The sequence below is a fragment of the Nocardia sp. CA-119907 genome (genome assembly GCF_050955995.1).
Lineage (GTDB): Bacteria > Actinomycetota > Actinomycetes > Mycobacteriales > Mycobacteriaceae > Nocardia.
Map to the genome: position 1 here is coordinate 4921247 of NZ_CP192091.1, position 17083 is coordinate 4938329.

General features: G+C 68.2%; 17 protein-coding genes. 9 read left to right on the top strand and 8 right to left on the bottom strand.

What is annotated here, in order from left to right; translation table 11 throughout:
- Nucleotides 1-27: 27 nt before the first annotated feature.
- Nucleotides 28-378: a YrdB family protein gene (locus ACQP2D_RS21650; RefSeq protein WP_433677728.1), complete on the top strand. Its 351-nt coding sequence runs from the start codon at nt 28-30 to the stop codon at nt 376-378.
- A 20-nt stretch (nt 379-398) separates the two neighbouring features.
- On the opposite strand, the gene ACQP2D_RS21655 is transcribed toward ACQP2D_RS21650, so the two are convergent.
- The 5 genes from ACQP2D_RS21655 to ACQP2D_RS21675 all read right to left on the bottom strand — a co-directional run bounded on the left by ACQP2D_RS21655 (nt 399) and on the right by ACQP2D_RS21675 (nt 4835).
- The gene (locus tag ACQP2D_RS21655; RefSeq protein ID WP_433677729.1) at nt 399-1262 is read right to left on the bottom strand and encodes a heme ABC transporter ATP-binding protein; all 864 of its coding nucleotides are present in this window, start codon (nt 1260-1262) and stop codon (nt 399-401) included.
- A 145-nt stretch (nt 1263-1407) separates the two neighbouring features.
- A complete protein-coding gene (locus ACQP2D_RS21660; RefSeq protein ID WP_433685726.1) occupies nt 1408-2481 on the bottom strand; it encodes a FecCD family ABC transporter permease in 1074 nt (357 codons plus the stop codon).
- Nucleotides 2482-2519: 38 nt separating this feature from the next.
- Complete coding sequence (locus tag ACQP2D_RS21665) at nt 2520-2714, bottom strand: hypothetical protein (protein ID WP_433677730.1); 195 nt, start codon at nt 2712-2714, stop codon at nt 2520-2522.
- Nucleotides 2715-2799: 85 nt separating this feature from the next.
- Nucleotides 2800-3840 (bottom strand): heme/hemin ABC transporter substrate-binding protein, encoded by a 1041-nt coding sequence (locus tag ACQP2D_RS21670; RefSeq protein WP_433677731.1) that lies wholly within the window; start codon nt 3838-3840, stop codon nt 2800-2802.
- A 20-nt stretch (nt 3841-3860) separates the two neighbouring features.
- Nucleotides 3861-4835 carry an aldo/keto reductase gene (locus ACQP2D_RS21675; protein WP_433677732.1) on the bottom strand — a complete coding sequence of 325 codons (975 nt, stop codon included), beginning with the start codon at nt 4833-4835 and terminating at the stop codon, nt 3861-3863.
- Nucleotides 4836-5174: 339 nt separating this feature from the next.
- Here ACQP2D_RS21675 and ACQP2D_RS21680 point away from each other — a divergent pair, with 339 nt between their 5' ends.
- From ACQP2D_RS21680 to ACQP2D_RS21695, 4 genes are all read left to right on the top strand, one after another.
- Nucleotides 5175-6104, top strand: coding sequence for an undecaprenyl-diphosphate phosphatase (locus ACQP2D_RS21680; protein ID WP_433685727.1), 930 nt, complete (start codon nt 5175-5177; stop codon nt 6102-6104).
- Between the two features lie 16 nt (nt 6105-6120).
- Entirely contained in the window at nt 6121-6879 is a 759-nt protein-coding gene (locus ACQP2D_RS21685; RefSeq protein ID WP_433677733.1) for a histidine phosphatase family protein, read from the top strand.
- Nucleotides 6880-6962: 83 nt separating this feature from the next.
- Nucleotides 6963-7547, top strand: coding sequence for a DUF3090 domain-containing protein (locus ACQP2D_RS21690; protein WP_433677734.1), 585 nt, complete (start codon nt 6963-6965; stop codon nt 7545-7547).
- Between the two features lie 3 nt (nt 7548-7550).
- Complete coding sequence (locus ACQP2D_RS21695) at nt 7551-8348, top strand: SCO1664 family protein (protein WP_433677735.1); 798 nt, start codon at nt 7551-7553, stop codon at nt 8346-8348.
- Between the two features lie 186 nt (nt 8349-8534).
- Here the strand turns inward: ACQP2D_RS21695 and ACQP2D_RS21700 are convergent, their stop codons facing one another.
- The gene (locus tag ACQP2D_RS21700; protein WP_433677736.1) at nt 8535-9407 is read right to left on the bottom strand and encodes an LLM class flavin-dependent oxidoreductase; all 873 of its coding nucleotides are present in this window, start codon (nt 9405-9407) and stop codon (nt 8535-8537) included.
- 670 nt (nt 9408-10077) lie between these two features.
- On the opposite strand from ACQP2D_RS21700, the gene mshC reads away from it, so the two are divergent.
- A complete protein-coding gene (gene mshC / locus ACQP2D_RS21705) occupies nt 10078-11316 on the top strand; it encodes a cysteine--1-D-myo-inosityl 2-amino-2-deoxy-alpha-D-glucopyranoside ligase (protein ID WP_433677737.1) in 1239 nt (412 codons plus the stop codon).
- 309 nt (nt 11317-11625) lie between these two features.
- Nucleotides 11626-12672, top strand: a complete 1047-nt coding sequence (locus ACQP2D_RS21710; RefSeq protein ID WP_433677738.1) for an MBL fold metallo-hydrolase — start codon at nt 11626-11628, stop codon at nt 12670-12672.
- A gap of 6 nt (nt 12673-12678) precedes the next feature.
- On the opposite strand, the gene ACQP2D_RS21715 is transcribed toward ACQP2D_RS21710, so the two are convergent.
- Nucleotides 12679-13338, bottom strand: a complete 660-nt coding sequence (locus ACQP2D_RS21715; protein WP_433677739.1) for a TetR/AcrR family transcriptional regulator — start codon at nt 13336-13338, stop codon at nt 12679-12681.
- A gap of 109 nt (nt 13339-13447) precedes the next feature.
- Here ACQP2D_RS21715 and ACQP2D_RS21720 point away from each other — a divergent pair, with 109 nt between their 5' ends.
- Entirely contained in the window at nt 13448-14878 is a 1431-nt protein-coding gene (locus tag ACQP2D_RS21720; RefSeq protein WP_433677740.1) for a cytochrome P450, read from the top strand.
- Entirely contained in the window at nt 14875-15069 is a 195-nt protein-coding gene (locus ACQP2D_RS21725; RefSeq protein ID WP_433677741.1) for a ferredoxin, read from the top strand. The genes ACQP2D_RS21720 and ACQP2D_RS21725 overlap by 4 nt, the downstream gene beginning before the upstream one ends.
- 79 nt (nt 15070-15148) lie before the next feature.
- On the opposite strand, the gene fadD11 is transcribed toward ACQP2D_RS21725, so the two are convergent.
- Nucleotides 15149-16972 carry a fatty acid--CoA ligase FadD11 gene (gene fadD11 / locus ACQP2D_RS21730; protein WP_433685728.1) on the bottom strand — a complete coding sequence of 608 codons (1824 nt, stop codon included), beginning with the start codon at nt 16970-16972 and terminating at the stop codon, nt 15149-15151.
- Between the last annotated feature and the right edge of the window lie 111 nt (nt 16973-17083).

Consider the following 17083-nt stretch of genomic DNA (forward strand, 5'->3'; position numbering starts at 1 on the left):
CGCCCCGAGTGGGCAAGAGGATCGAGAATGAATATGGTCAAGGGCGCGAATCTGGCCCTGATGTTCCTGCTGGAGCTGGGCGTACTCGCCGGAGCGGCGATCTGGGGATTCACCCTGGACACGAACCCGATCCTGCGCGTTATCGCCGGAATCGGCGCACCCGCGATGTTCGTCGTGGTGTGGGCGCTGTTCGCGGCCGGTGGCGGCAAGAACGCGCGATTCCCCGTCACCGGCTGCTGGCGCGTCGCGGTGGAGATCGCGTGGTTCGGCGGTGCCGCGGTGCTGATCGGCCTCGCATTCACGGCGGTGGCCGGGATCGCGTTCTTCGCGGTGTGGGCGGTGAACGGCGCGTTGCGGTTGCTGTGGCGGCAGGCCTGAGATCGCTGCTGCGGACCGGGTCAGCGGCGGACCGGGAGGACCAGTTGGGCGCCGGTGATCGGGTGGTCGAGGACTTCGACCGGGTGTTGGTAGACGCGGGTGAGTAATTCAGTGGTGAGGACCTTGCGAGGTGGGCCGTCGGCGGCGAGGCGGCCGGACTCCAGGACCGCGACACGGTCGGCATAGGCGGCCGCGATGCCGAGGTCGTGCAGGACCACCACGACGGCCGCGCCCGCGGCTGCACGGGCGGTGGCCAGGCTCAGCACCGCTTCCTGGTGGCCCAGGTCGAGGGCGGCGGTGGGTTCGTCCAGTAGCAGGGTTGCGGTGTCCTGGGCGAGCACGCGCGCCAGTGCGACGCGGGCGCGTTCGCCACCGGACAGCGTCGGAAACGCCCGCGCGGCAAGGTGTTCCACATCGGCGGCGGTCATGGCGGCGGCGATCCGCGCATCGTCGAGTTCGCGCCGCTCGGTGTGCACCCAGGGCGCCCGGCCCATCGCCACCACCTCGCGGACGGTGAACGGAAACCCGACGGTATGGCTCTGCGGCAGCACCGCCCGACGGCGCGCCATATCCAGAGGAGACCAGTGCGCCAACGCCCGCCCGTCGAGTTCGACCGAGCCCTCGCTCGGTTCCAGCTCACCCGCGAGCGCCGCCAACAGCGTCGACTTACCGGCACCGTTCGGACCGACCAGCGCCACGATTTCCCCCGCGACGACCTCGAAGTCGACCGCCTCGAGCACCCGCCGCGTATGCGCCCCCGAAGCCCCCCGCCGATCCACGCTCACCCCCCGCGCGCGCAAGGTCACCGCCCCCCGCTCCGGCGCCACCGGCAGCTCATGCGTCCGCGCGAACACCGAACTCAACCCCGCCAACACAGCACTCACTTCTCCACCTCCCCGCCGTCACGCTCGGGCAGGCAGCGTCGGCACTCCGTCCGGCTGAGGCATCCCGTCCGGCCGCGATATGCACTGCGTCCTCGGCCCTGCGGCACGCCCGCACACTGCGTGCGTCCTCGACCAACTGATCGGCTCATGCCCAACCTCCGGCCCGGGCGCGGGTGCGGCGGAGCAGCCAGAAGAAGAAGGGCCCGCCGATCAGGGAGGTGAGCATGCCGAGGGGGAGGTCGGCGTTATGGACCAGGGAGCGGGCGGCGACATCGGCGGCGAGCAGGACGACGGCGCCGACGATGGCGCTCAAGGGGATGAGGATGCGGTGGGAGGGGCCGACGAGCATGCGGACCAGATGCGGCACGATCAGGCCGACGAACAGCACGATGCCGGTGAAGGCCACGCCCGCGGTGGCGAGCACGGCGACCACCACGATGACATTGCGCCGCAGCCGTTCCACATCGACGCCCAGGTGGCGGGCGGCGGATTCACCGAGGGCGAGCAGGTCCAGGCGGGGCGCGATGAGGATCGCGGCGAGAATTCCGAGCGCGGTGAGCGGGGCGACGACGCGCACCGCCTCCCAGGTGGCGCCGTTGAGACTGCCCAACTGCCAGAACACGATCTGGTCCCGGGCGGCGGGAGAGGCGATGAACAGCAGAAACGCGATCAACCCGCTGGCGAAGGCATTGATCGCGACACCGGTCAGCACGAGCGTGACCACCTCGGTGCGCCCGTTCGACCGCGACAGCAGATATACCAGCAGTGTCGTCAGCAGTCCCGCCACGAATGCGGCCGCCGCCACCGACCAGGCCGCCACGAACGCGCCACCCACCACGATCACCGTGCCCGCACCGACTGCGGCTCCCGCCGAAACCCCGATCACGCCTGGTTCGGCGAGCGGATTGGCGAACACCCCCTGCAGCAGGGCACCCGCTGTCGCCAATGCCGCCCCGACCAGCATCGCGAGCACCACCCGCGGGAAGCGCACCTGCCACAACGTCACCTCACCCGACGGATGCGCGGGCATCGGCCCCCAATCCAGCCCGATCCGATGCAGCACACTGCCCGCTACCTCGGCGGGTGTCGTCGGCACCTGCCCGATCGCGGCCGACGCCAGAGCCAGCAATACCAGGGCGGCCACCGACACCGCGAACACCGTCGTCGTGCGCGACCGCCCGCGCGACTTCGGCACGACGGGCCGCGGACTGTGTGGCATCGCCGAATCGGCCGCCGTTGTCCCCGTAGCCTTTTCGTTCACGCCGCTACCTCGCCGACGCTGGAGTCCGGCGTGCGCGAACTGCGCTGCGCGGTCGATTCACTCATGCCCGCCCCTGCGACGATCGACTCCGGCATGTAGGAGAAGCGCGCTGTCGAACCCCGCGAGTCCGGCCCGCGTTTCGTCTCGCGCCGCCGCGAGCGTGCGAATACGGCGATCAGACCGGCGGTCATCGCCCGACCTCGCGAACGACCGGCCGCGCCATTGCGGGCGCGAACCGATCCGCGCGGTCCCGTACGCGATGTCGTGGCGTGCCACTCATGCCGGCTTGGTGCCGTACACGGCCGAGCTGAGGGCGGCGATCACCCGGCCGGTATTCGGGCCGAAGCTCAAGACCACCGCATCGGACATGTCGACGATGCGCTTGTTGCGCCCGCCCGGGGTCTGCGCGATACCGGGCACCTTCTCCAGTCCGTCGACGCCTCCGACCGACTTCAGTCCATCCGACATCACCAGCAGCACATCCGGTGCGGCCGCGATCATGCCCTCGCTGGTGATCGCGACGAACGGCTCGGTCAACCCGGCCGCGGTGCCCGCGTCGCGCGCGCCGAGAGCGGTGATGAGGGCGTCCGCGCCGGACCCTGGTCCGGCGAGCATGGTGATGGCGGTGCTGCGCAGGTAGAGGAAGGCGATGGTGAGGGGCTTGTCGAGTTCGGGCACCGCGGCGCTGGCGGCGGCGATTTCGTCGCGGGTGCGCTGAGCCAAGGCGTGGCCGCGATCGGGAATGCCGAGTGCGGCGGCGACCGCCTCGATCTGTGGCACCACGCCGTCCATGGTGCGCTGCGGATCGAAGTAGACGACGGTGACTCCGGCCGCGCGCAACTGCTCACGCACTTGCGCCGCCGCGCTGGTGCTGTCGGTGAGGAATACCGAAGGACGCAGCGCCAGAATCGATTCCACGTTCAGCGACCCGCTGCCGCCGGTCACGTTCGGCACATTCGCGACCGCGGGGAACGCGGCCGCGGTACTGCGCCCGACGAGTTTGGCGCCCATACCCAACGCCCACACCGTCTGCGCGAGTGTGCCGTAGCGGTCGGCGGCGATGATGCGGCTGGCATCGGTCACCGTCACCTCGGCCCCGTCGAAGGAGCGAACGGTCACCGGCAGCGTGGGGGAGGGTTCGGGCCCGATCGGCACCGGGTCCAGATTCTCCAGTTTCGCGGTGACCGGCCCACGCCCACCCGAGGTCGTGGTGTCGCTGCCGGTACCGCAGGCGGCCGAACCGAGCAGCAGGGCCAGCGCCAGCGCGGCCAGGAGGCAACGAGCCCCGCCGGATCGGACTCGGTCGAGATACCTCATGCAGGTAAGGCTAGCCTCCGTCATTCTGTCCGTGCACTCACGTCGTCGAGCGCCGCCGCGATGGCGCGCGGGAGTTCCAGTGTCTCGGCGGCCAGTACCCCGGTGAGCTGCCCGATATCGCGGGCGCCGACGATCATGCTCGCGATGCCGGGACGATCCCGGATCCAGGCCAGCGCGACGGCCAGCGGTGAGGTGGCCAGTCCGTCGGCGGCGGTCACCAAGGCGTCGACGACCCGGGTGGCGCGGTCGTCGAGCCGATGCCGGATCTCGGCGGCGGTCGCCTCGTCCGCACCGCGCGAATCGGCGGGCACCCCATCGCGATATTTGCCGGTGAGAATGCCCCCGGCCAGCGGCGCGGTGGCGATCAGCCCGACACCGTGATGCCGGGTGGCCGGCATGAAATCGGTTTCGGTGTCACGGGCCAGCAGCGAGTACGGGGTCTGCGCGACGGTGACCGGTGCGACGGCGGCGAGGCTGGCGACCTGCCAGGCATTGAAGCCGCGCACCCCGGCGTAGCGGACCTTTCCGGAGCGGACCGCGAATTCGAGGGTGGCGGCGACCTCGTCGAGTGGGGTCGCCGGATCCCAGGCCGCGACATGCCAGATATCGAGATAGTCGGTGCCCAATTCCAGCAGCGTCCGATCGAGTTGGCGCAGCAGCGCGCGCCGCGAGGTGTCCACCGTCGCGCGCACGGGTTCCGGTGTGGGCACGGTCGGTCCCACCGGCGCGGGCATGGTCCGCGGCGCGACACCCGCGCAGCCGCTGAGCACCAGATCGTCGCGCGAGACCAGATCGCCGAGCAGTTCGGCCAGGATCCGTTGTGCCGCACCGCCCGCGTAGGCGGGCGAGGTGTCGACCAGGGTGCCGCCCGCCTCGGCGAACGCTACCAACTGCACCGCCGCGTCGTCGGTGTCGGTGTGCGTGCCCCAGGTGTGGGTCGCCAATCCTATCCGGGACACCCGTAGGCCGCTGCGGCCGACCGTCCGCTGTTCCATCACCGTGTCCGCGCATTCGTCACGGCGCCAAGCCTAGAGTGTGGATAGGCAACTCGACGCCCACCAGCACAGTGGGTCGCACCGGCGCGCTGTCGAGTCGGCGGCATCGACAGCGAATTCGGTCCTGGCGGACCCCAGTTCGAGCGGAAAGTCCGCACCCCATCGGCGCGGACCCGCACGCGGCGCAACAGCCGGGCACGCTGTCGCAACATCGACACTGTACTGTCGCTGCGTGATTGCGGCGATGGTCACAGCGAGGTGATCGGCCGCCGGACCAATTGCCCAGTAGGAAAAGGTTTTTCGGGCGGAAGTGGAGGCGGATTCGTGGTCGGCGAGTCGATGACCTGGGTACAGGCCTTGGTACTCGGACTGGTGCAGGGGCTCACCGAGTTTCTGCCGATCTCCTCCTCGGCGCATCTGCGCATCGTGTCGGGGGTGTTCTTCGGCGATGACGCGGGCGCCTCGTTCACCGCGGTGACCCAGCTGGGCACCGAGGCCGCGGTGCTGGTGTATTTCGCCAAGGACATCTGGCGGATCATCGTCGCGTGGTTCGCCGGCCTGCGCGACAGGCTGACCAGCCGCGGTCAGCAGGACCTGCCGCTGCACGACCAGCCGACCACGAAACTGCCGGTCATCACCGCCGACTACAAGCGTGTCCTCGACGAACAGGCCCAGCGCGAACTCGATTACCGCATCGGCTGGTATGTGATCATCGCGACGATTCCGATCGGTGTACTCGGCTTCCTGCTCAAGGAGCAGATCCGCACCGGCGCGCGCAATCTGTGGCTGATTTCGTTCATGCTGGTCGCATTCGCGCTGGTCATCGCCGCCGGTGAATACTACGGACGCAAGATCCGCCCGATCGAGCAGCTGACCACCCGTGACGGGCTGATCATGGGCTTTGCCCAATGTCTCGCACTGATCCCGGGCGTATCGCGATCCGGTGCGACCGCGACGGCGGGTCTGTTCCTCGGATTGGAGCGCGAAGCGGCGGTGCGGTTCTCGTTCCTGCTGGCCATCCCCGCGGTGACCGCATCGGGATTGTTCAGCCTGCCCGATGCGTTCGAACCGGCGGGTGAGGGTCTCAATGCCAGCGGCCCGCAGCTGCTGGTCGCGACGATTCTCGCCTTCGCCGTCGGCTATGCCTCGGTCGCGTGGCTGTTGAAGTTCGTCGGCAAACATTCGCTGGACTGGTTCGTCGGCTACCGCATCGTGCTGGGCCTGACCGTCATGGGTCTGCTAGCGACCGGAGTGGTGTCGGCGACATGATCGTTAGGCTGGTGCCATGACGGTGATCCTGCTGCGGCACGGTGTCTCGACCTCGAACACCGCCCGCACCCTGGCCGGGCGCAGTGCAGGCGTCGATCTGACCGAACTCGGCAACACCCAGGCCAGCGCCGTCGCCGATCGACTCGCCGTGCTGCCGATCGAGCACATCGTGCACTCGCCGCTGCTGCGGTGTCAGCGAACGGTGGCGCCGCTGGCGGAAAAGCTCGGTCTGGAACCGGAGTACGACGATCGGTTGATCGAGGTCGACTACGGCGACTGGACCGGCAAGGCGATCGCGGATCTGCTCACCGAACCGCTGTGGAAGGTGGTACAGCGACACGCCTCCGGCGCGATCTTCCCGAGCGGGGAGGGCCTGGCGCAGGTGCAGGTGCGTGCGGTCGCCGCGGTCCGCGAGCACGATCGCAGATTCGCCGAGAAGGCCGGTCACGATGTGGTGTGGGTGGCGTGCACCCACGGTGACGTGATCAAATCCGTACTCGCCGATGCGCTCGGCATCCATCTCGACGGTTTCCAGCGCATCGTGGTCGAGCCCGCCTCGATCAGTGTCGTGCGCTACACCCCGACCGCGCCGTATGTGGTGCGGCTCAACGACACGGGGGCAGATCTGTCGGGTTTGGCGGCAGCCAAACCACAACGGCCCGCATCGGATTCCCGGCCGCCGTCGGACGCCGAACCGGTCGATACCTCGGGCCCGGTTCCCGGCGGCGAGCTAGGTGGTACCCCGAGTGCGGATAATGGGAATGCGGAGCGTTGAGATTCCTTGTAAACGAGTAGGTGGCGTGTTGCAGATTCCAGCGCCGCGGGTAGTCGATCAGGGTCACGTATCAGGAGGTGCAGATGTCTCGCGCAATCCATGTATTTCGCACCCCCGATCGTTTTGTCGCCGGGACCGTCGGTGAGCCGGGCGATCGCTCTTTCTACCTGCAGGCCGTGCAGGAACCACGGGTGGTCAGCGTGCTGTTGGAGAAGCAGCAGGTAAAGGTGCTCGCCGATCGCATGGGGCTGCTGCTGGACGAGGTCGCGCGCCGCTTCGGCGCGGAGGTACCGCCGCAGGCCGAGGACATCTCCGACAGCGACCCGCTGGTGACCCCGATCGACGCCGAATTCCGGGTCGGCACCATGGGCCTGGGCTGGGACGCCGACGCGGGTGCGGTGGTCGTGGAACTGCTGGCGATCACCGAGACCGAGGTCGACGAATCGGTGGTGCTCGACGACACCGAGGAGGGTCCGGACGCGGTGCGCGTATTCCTGACCCCGATCCAGGCGCGGGAGTTCGCGTTGCGCTCGACGCGGGTGATCGCGGCGGGTCGGCCGCCGTGTCCGCTGTGCGGGGAGCCGCTGTCGCCGCGGGGGCATATGTGTGTGCGAACCAATGGATACAAGCGCGGGGATATTTTCGGCGCGGCCGAGCTAGAGGAGTAGTCCGTGGCCGAGCCTCGGTGGCATACCGCCGAATTGACGGTGATCGGGCGGGTGACGACCGCGAGCAACGTCACGCTGGTCTGCGATGCGGACGGTTCCGATGGCGTGCCGGTTCGCGTGGTTTACAAGCCGGTGCGCGGTGAGCGGCCGCTGTGGGACTTCCCGGACGGCACCCTCGCCGGGCGCGAGGTCGCCTCGTATCGGGTGTCGGACGCACTCGGCTGGGGTGTCATCCCGGAGACAATCCTGCGCGACGGTCCGTACGGGCCCGGCATGGTGCAGCGGTGGGTGGAGTCGGTGGACAACCACACCGACCAGGGCAACCGGCTCGATCTGGTCGATCTGGTGCCGTTGGGCGCGGTGCCGGACGGATTCTGCGAGGTGCTGCGCGCCCAGGACCCGGCGGGCAACGAGGTCTCGCTGATCCATGCCGACGACCCGCGCCTGCAACGCATGGCGGTGCTCGACGTGCTGCTCAACAATGCCGACCGCAAGGGCGGGCATGCCCTGGAAGGCGTCGACGGTCAGGTCTACGGCGTCGACCACGGGATCTGCCTGCACAGCGAGCACAAACTGCGCACGGTGCTGTGGGGTTGGGCGGGCAAACCCATCTGCGACGGACTGATGGCCGATATCGCCGCCTTCGCCAAGGCGCTTCCCGGCGCGGTCGCCGATGATCTCGCGCCGCATCTCACCGACGCGGAGATCGAAGCCCTCGCCGAACGCACGCGCGAGCTGCTGGACAACCCGGTCATGCCGGTGCCGCGAACGTCGCGACCGATTCCGTGGCCCGCGTTCTGAGGTCGCGTCGGTGATTACCGCCGTGGCCCGCTTGCGACGGCGGGAAGTGCGGTATCGCATCGACTGCATCAGTGCACGAACTGTCCGACACCCCAGCACGACAGCCGGGCTGGCACTGGAGCCCGGCTAGGCGCATCAGGCATTCAGCAGATCAGCGACCTGGGCATGGGCGAGACACTTGCGGTGTCAGCTCAGCAGTGGGCGAACCTCGGTGCCGACGACGTGGACGAAATCGACCAGGTTCGGGTCGTCGTCGGTGGGTTCGAGGACGACGGTGTCGGCGCCCGCATCGGCGTAGCGGCGGATGGTGTCCGCGATGGTTTGCGCATCGCCCGCGACGCCTGCCTCGGCTGGGTGGTCACCGCTGTTGCGTTGCTGAGCGGCGGTGAGGCGCTCGAATGCGTCCGGGCCGGTGGCGGTGAGCAGGTTGACGATCACGCGGTGCGTTCCGGTGCGTCCGGCTTTCGAACGGCCCTCCTCGATGAGCGCGCGGGCGGCGCGGACGCCGTCGGGGGTGGTCCGCGCGGTGAGGATGGTGGCGTCGGCGAGTTCACCGGACAGCCGCAGTGTCTGCGGGCCGGTCGCCGCGGCAGCGATCGGCGGGGCTGTGGTCGGCGGCCAATCCAGGGCGACATTGTCGAGCCGCACGTATCGGCCTGCGGTGCTGACCTTCTCGCCGTTCAGCAGGCCGCGCAGCGCGATCAACTGTTCGCGCAACAGTGTCATGGGCGACTCGACGCGAGCACCGACCTGTCCCATCCAGTCCTGCACCCCGTGCCCGAATCCCGGAACCACCCGCCCCGGATGCAGCCGCAGCAGCGCCGCCACTTCCATCGCGGCAAGTGCCACATTCCGCAGCGGCACCGGCATCACCCCGATGCCGACCCGCACCCGTTCGGTTCGCGCCAATACCGTTGCCGCACTGGCGATCCCACCGCCCCAGAAACAGTCCTCCCACAGCCACAACTCGTCGAGCCCGCTGTCCTCGGCCGCGGCCGCCACCGCCACCAAACGTTCGGGAGAGATCTGGGGCAACGACACCGCACCGAGAACAGTCATCCGTCCAACCTAGCGCGATCCCCTTCGGCCGCGGCGGGATTCGGCTCCGGCTGCGGCAATCGCCGCGGCGCAGGGACACCATGTCGGATGGCTTCGAGGCAGCCGGTGCGATCGGTCCCAGATCGCCGGAATACGGATCCGCTACGGTCCTACCCGGTTCGCCGAAGAAGACGCCGACCGAAGTCGGTACGAAATGTCGCTGGCGTGGACTCGACGCCGATCCGCTGCCAGCTGACCATCGACAGCCCGCGCACCGTCGACCACTCGGCGGAGCACCTGGCAGAGGTCGATGTGGTGCTGACCGTTGACGCCGAGCAACACCTCGAATCCGCCGTCCGGTTCGAGTATGGGTTCCTAGGCGACTCCATCACGATGCGCCTTGCGGCTGCGCGGCCGTTATCCGCGCTGGCTGGCGGGCTGTGCAGCAGCGAGCGAATGCGACGTCCGACCGTTCGTCTGCGGTGTAACCGCAGGAAAGCTGGACCTGCCGCATTGGCGAGAAGCGGAGTGACCTGCGCCACTGTCAGCAATTCGATCCGCGAGCGCGCAAACATTGACTTCCGATTTTCGCTACATCGGGGCAGGTCAGATCCGGGGTGTTCGGCACCGACGGTACCGCTCGGGGCAGGGTGCGGCGCAATGGCCGCCACCACACCTTTACCCTCGAACCATGCAGTCCTGGTCCGATACCGCCCTACCGACAATTCCCGGAGCAGGGCCACCGTTGCGGTTGTACGACACCGCCGACCGGCAGGTTCGCCCGGTGACCCCGGGCGCCACGGCCACCATGTACGTCTGCGGGATCACCCCCTACGACGCCACCCATCTCGGGCACGCCGCCACCTATCTGACCTTCGATCTGGTCAACCGGCTCTGGCGCGACGCGGGCCACGATGTGCACTACGTGCAGAACGTGACCGATGTCGACGACCCGCTGTTCGAGCGCGCGGCCCGCGACGGTGTGGACTGGCGTGATCTGGGCACCCGCGAGATCGACCTGTTCCGCGAGGATATGTCCGCGCTGCGCATCGTGCCGCCGCGCGACTACATCGGCGCGATCGAATCCGTCGACGAGGTCGTCGAATTCGTGCAGAAGCTGCTGGCCTCGGGTGCGGCGTACACGGTCGACGATGCCGAGTTCCCCGATATCTACTTCCGCGCCGACGCCACCGAACAATTCGGCTACGAATCCGGCTACGACCGCGCGACCATGGATCGCCTGTTCGCCGAGCGCGGTGGCGACCCGGACCGTCCCGGCAAACGCGACACCATCGATGCGCTGCTGTGGCGCGCCGCCCGTCCCGGCGAGCCGTCCTGGCCCGCCCCGTTCGGTGCGGGCCGCCCCGGCTGGCATATCGAGTGTGCGGCGATCGCGCTCAACCGCGTCGGCCCGGAATTCGATATCCAGGGCGGTGGCAGCGACCTGATCTACCCGCACCACGAATATTCGGCCGCGCACGCCGAGGCGTTGATCGCGGGTCGCCGCTTCGCCCGCCACTACGTGCACGCCGGTCTCATCGGCTTGGACGGCGAGAAGATGTCGAAGTCCAGGGGCAATCTGGTGCTGGTCTCCAAGCTGCGCCGCGCCGGAGTCGACCCGGCCGCGATCCGCCTCGGCCTGCTGGCCGGTCACTACCGCCAGGACCGCATGTGGACCGACGCCGTCCTCGCCGAGGCCACGGGCCGCCTGGACCGGTGGCGCCGCGCCACCGCGCTCACCTCCGGCCCCGCCGCCGAGGAAACCGTCGTCCGCCTGCGCCAACACCTCGCCGACGATCTCGACACCCCGAAAGCCCTTGCCGCCCTCGACAACTGGGCCACCCAAGCCCTGAACTACGGCGGCCAGGACACCGCAGCCCCGGCCCTCATCGCCACCGCCGTGGACGGTCTGCTCGGCGTGCGGCTGTAGCTCACAGCTGGCCCACCCGGGCACTGCACCGCAATCTCGACCGCAGTCGATGCGCTGCCAGGCGTGCCGCACCGACTGCGGGCCACAGGTCACCGCCTTGATCGGCACGTCGCGACACCAAGGTTCACCCCAGCCCGGCAGGGCAGGTGCGGTGTGACAGCGTACGTGCCGTGGCGGAATGATCGGCGGATTCAGGTGGGGCCGTGGGGCGGCGGATGGGTTGTTCGGCACGGCGATCCGTGGTGTTGTACACGGGTGTGCGGTATTCATCCTCGCGGATTGATGGGTTGGCGGAACAGGCTTCGTGGGGTGATCGAGGCGGGGGGTGTGCTCGCGGCGGGGCGGTTGGAAAGCTCGGGCGCGCAGGGGGATGCGCGGACTGTTGCGGCGCGGACGCGGTTCTTCGGGGCGGATGTGGTGGATCCGGATACCGGTGCGGTGCGTGCGGATCGGGTGGTGTTGTCCTGGGTGGGGTGCACGACCTATGCGTTCGCCATGGCTGGTTCGGTGTTCCTGCTGGATGCGTGGGTGCCGCGGTTGACGAGTACCGGGTATGTGCCCGCGACCGCGCAGGATCTGGCGGATCTGGCACCGGAGGCGATCTTCATCGGGCACGGGCATTTCGATCACGCCGGTGATGCGGGGCGGATCGCGCAGGCCTGCGGCGCTGTCGTGTACGGAACCGCCGAGCACGGTGCGAATATTCGTGCACAGGTGGCGGATCCGACGTTCGAAACGGTCACGCTGGGGGACAGCAGTTCGCGGCCGGGGGAGCGGCACGACTTCACCGTGGGCCCGGTCGAGGTGACCGCGGTCCGCCACGTGCATTCCGCACGGACCGCCCCCGAGCGGCCGGGTGGATCCGCGCCGTTCTTCCCGAAGCCGGAGTTGCGTGCGCTCGTGCAGCATCCACCCACGTTGGCGGGTGTGCTGCAGAGCGCGCCGCGCCTCAAGGACCCCGAGGGCGGCAGCCTGCTCTATCAATTCCGCGTACCCGGATTCTCCTTGCTCTGGCACGACTCCTCGGGTCCGCTCACCGAAAAGGCCCCGCAGGTTTTCGACGTCTTCGCTGATCTACCGGCCACCACCGTGCAGATCGGCGCGGTCCAGGGCTTCAACCAGATCAGGAACGGTCTGCGCGACCCCCGCCGCTACATCGAGGCGATCCGCCCCGAACTGTTCGTGCCCAGCCACCACGACAACTGGCTGCCCGGTCTCACCGCCTCAGCCGCCCGCTACGACGCACCCCTGCGCGGCGAGTTGGCCCGCATCACCGCCGACCAACGCCCGCAGTTCCGGCCCATGCACGACCCGTTCGACTACCTCAGCCCCCACCGCCTGACGTTTCCCCTGTAGCTCGCGTCAGTGAGGTCTGGGTGGCAGGCGCGCGGCCATGGTGGCCAGATTGTCGGCGAAGGTGAGGACGAATTCGGCGCAGAGGTCGATGAGTTCGTCGCGGCTGACGTCGATGCCGCCGTCGAGCCAGACCAGCACCAGTTCGGCGGCGCCGCCGGTGATCATCAGCGAGACCGCGCGCACGAGGATGTCGCTGCCCGGCGGCGGGTCCAGCAGGGCGCGTTCCTGATCGGCGACGACGTCGGCGATGGTGCGCATGGCGGCGGAGCGGCGGCGCATCAGGGTTTCACTGCCGTGCGCCTCGGCGAAGGCGACACGGGCTCGGCGCGGGTCATCGATGACGGAGGTGAGGATGGCGGTGACCGCGGCTCGGGTCTTGGCCGCAATGCCGTCGGGTGCCGCAGCGAGGGCGTCGAGGGAACTGCGGATGGCGGTGTCGATGATCTCGTCGTGCACGGCTGCGGCCAGGGCGTCGAGGTCGGGGAAGCTCTCGTAGAAGAAGCGGGGACCGACCTTGGCCTGTTCGCAGACTCCGCGCACCGTGGTGGTGGCCCAGCCCTGGGTGCCGATGATGTCGAGTGCGGCGTCCATGAGACGACGTCGGCGTTCCTCGCGCCGCTGTTCGGCGGAGGCGCCGCGGTAGGTCCCGGTCGCTGCCCGTGTCACAGGGCCAGTATGCCGCAGCACAATCAGGAAACAAGCGTTTACGGAAACTATTGATTCCGGTATGGTCTGGGTCACAGGAGCTTCGCAAAGGCGCGAGAGGATCACGACCATGGCGACCATTGGCCTCCGGGCAAAGTACGCGGCGGCCGCACTGGCCGAGCGGTATCCCGCGCGGACCCGAACCCTCGCCGATCCGCCCGCGGGCAGCGAATTGCGGCCGGTGCTCGGCGATTACGGATTGCCGGTGATCGGATACGCGCTTCCGGCCATGACCGACAATCTCGACTTCGCCCGGCGCCGATTCGAGAAGTACGGTCCGGTCCAGTGGTCGGGCATGCTCGGCCGCCGGGTCGTCATGGTGGTGAGCCCGGAGGCGATCGAGGAGGTCCTCGCGGACCGCGACAAGGTGTACTCCGCCCGGCGCGGCTACGACTTCTTCATCGGACCGTTCTTCCACGGCGGTATCCTGTTGCGCGACTTCGACGAGCACCGCTACCACCGACGCATCCTGCAGCAGGCGTTCACCCGGCAGCGGCTGGTCGGCTATCTCGACATCACCACTCCCGCGATCGCGCGCGGCATGCGTGATTGGTTGCCAGGCAATGACTTTCAGCTGTTCCCCGCGACCAAAGATTTGCTGCTGCGGATGGCGTCGGAGGTGTTCATGGGCGCGCGCCTCGGCCCCGAGGCCGCGCGGCTCGAGCGGGCGTTCATCGATGCGGTACGCGGTGGACAGGCGCTGGTGCGCACGAATCTGCCCGGGGGTCTGTGGGCGAAGGGATTGCGCGGGCGCAAGGTGCTCGAGGACTACTGTCGCGCGGAAATGCCCGCGAGACGTGCGTGCCGCGGCGATGACCTGTTCAGCGTGCTGTGCCATACCGCCAGCGATGAGGGCCACACCTTCACCGATCAGGACATCGTCGACCATCTGATCTTCGTATTGATGGCCGCGCACGACACCAGCACCATCGCGCTGTCGATGATGGGCTATCAGTTGGGCCTGCACCCCGAATGGCAGGACCGGCTGCGCGCGGAAGCGCAAGAGCTGGGCAAGGATTCGCTCGACTACGACGATCTGGACCGGCTACCCGCCCTTGATCTGGTGTTCAAGGAGATCCTGCGGATGTATTCCCCGGTCGGTCAGCAGATCCGCGAGACGGTGCGCGACACCGCACTTCAGGGCCATTTCGTCCCCGCGGGCACCATAGTCGTCATCGGCTCGCATCCCGCGATGCGCATCGACCGCTGGTGGCACGACCCGGATGTGTTCGATCCAGAACGTTTCAGCGCCGAGCGGCACGAGGACAAATCGCACCGCTACGCCTGGGCCCCCTTCGGCGGCGGCGCACACAAATGCATCGGCCTGTACTTCGGCGGCATGACCGTCAAGGCGATCATGCACCGCATGCTGCTGCACTATCGCTGGTCGGTCCCCACCGGCTACGTCCCGCCGATGGGATGGGCAACCGGCCCCATCCCCCTCGACGGCCTTCCCATCAACCTGCAAACCACTCGCCTCGAATCCCGGCGGCCCGCATGAAAATCACCGCCGACCGCTCCCGCTGCGAAGGCCACGGCATGTGCGAAGCCCTACTACCGAACATCTTCCAGGTCGACGACTCCGGCAAGGTCCGCATCCTGGTCGACGAGGTATCCGCCCCCGACCACCCCGACGCCGAACTGGCAATCGAAAGCTGCCCCGTCCAAGCCCTCCACCACCCACCCGACTGACCCGCGAGAATGCGCTGGCGCAGCGCCGCTCCCGGCGTTTGCCTGCACCAGCGCACAGTGAGGGAATGTCCAGCTGGGACTAGACCTCTGAGGCGAGTTCGGCAGCGGGTTGGTGGACTGTGGTGGGTGGGGTTGGGGTGTAGAGGGTTTCGATTTCGGTGGCGTACTTGGTGGCGATCGTTGTGCGGCGCAGTTTCATGGTGAGGGTGACTTCGTCGCCGCCGGGTTCCCAGAATGTGGGGAGGATGGCGAAGCGTTTGATTTGTTCTACTCGGGATAGTTTCATGTTGCCCGCGGCGACACCTTTGGCGATTTCGGCGATGACGCTCGGGGTGGTGGCGAGTGCGGCGGCGGAGGCTTCGGGGAGATCGTGTTGGGCCGCATAGGGGGTCGCGGATTCGGCGTCGAGCACGATCAGGGCGGTGTTGTAGGGGCGGGCGTCGCCGATGGTGACGATCGAACCCACGAGCGGGGTGGCGGCCTTGATGGTGTTCTCGATATTGGCGGGGGACATATTCTTTCCGGCCGCGTTGATGATGAGTTCCTTCTTGCGGTCGACCACCCGCAGGTAGCCGTCGGCGTCGCGGGTGAGGATATCGCCGGTGTGCAGCCAGCCGTCGGCATCGACGGCTTCGGCGGTCTTACCCGGTTCCTTGCGGTAGCACTTCATCACCAGTGGTCCGCGGACCAGGAATTCGCCGTCCTCGGCGATTTTGGCTTCCGAGCCGGGCAGCATCCGTCCGACGGTGCCCAGGCGGGCCTCGGCGGGCGGGCTGGCGCTGGCCACGCAGGTCAGTTCGGACATGCCCCAGATCTCGCTGATCGGGATGCCGAGGCCGCAGAAGAAGCCGAGGGTCTCCGGCGGGATCGGGGCGGCGCCCGACATCGCCCACTTCAGTTGGTCCAAGCCGAGTTTGGCACGCAGGTTGGACAGCACCAGCACGTCCGCCTTGGCCCATTCGGCGGCCAGTTCCGCATCGACGGTGCGCCCGTCGAGCAGCACGGCGGCCTTGCGCGCGGCCACGCCGAGCGCCCATTGCAGTGCGGCCCTGGTGGATTCGTCGGGTTCCTTGGCGACCGAGAATTCGATCGCCGCCTTGAACTTCTCCCACACTCGCGGCACCGCACCCCAGATCGTGGGCCGCGCATCCACTAATGCCGCGGGCAGCTGGGATCGGTCGGGCACCACGGTGATCTGGGTGCCGTAATACTCCTGCAGATACAGCGCGGTGAACCGGTCGGCCATATGCGCGGTCGGCAGGTAGGAGGTTTGCCGGTCGCCGAATTCGACTGGAAGCACGGCATTGAACGCATGCGCCTCGGCGGTCAGATTGGCGTGGGTGATCTCGACGCCCTTCGGATTCCCGGTGGTGCCGGAGGTGTAGACCAGCGTCGCGACATCGTCGGGACGCACCGCCCGCCAGGTTGCCTCGAAGTGGAAATCATTGCGGCCCTTGGCCTTCAGCTCGGCGAGGCTGATCGTTCCGGCATGCTCGGCATCTATGCACACAATGGTTTCGATCTGCGCACCGCAGGTGCGAACCCGCTCGACGTACTGTTCCTCGCAGATCACCACTCGGTTGCCCGCATTGCCGAAGACGTAGTTCAGCTGCTCGGGCGCGAGGGTGTTGTACACCGAGAACGAGGTGGCGCCGGTGTGCTGCGCGCCCACCTCGATCGGATAGAACTCGACCCGATTGCCCATCATCAGCGCGACCGTATCGCCGCGCCCGATCCCCAGCCCGTGCAAACCCGCTGCGATAGCCCGGACCTGTTCGGCGTACTCGCGCCAGGTCAGTGCTTGCCCGCCACCGATGGAGCGCACCGCGATCGCATCGGGATCGATTGCCGCAACGCGCTGGAACGCGGCACAGGAGGTATTCGGTTCGGTCATCGCACCCATCACAATCACTACGGCCGGATTTTCTTCCCGACCGTAGGTCGCGAGATGGTGCGTGCGTGCCGTTTTCGCTCGATTTCGCTGCGGCGCCGCATCGCCGACCATGGTGGCGAT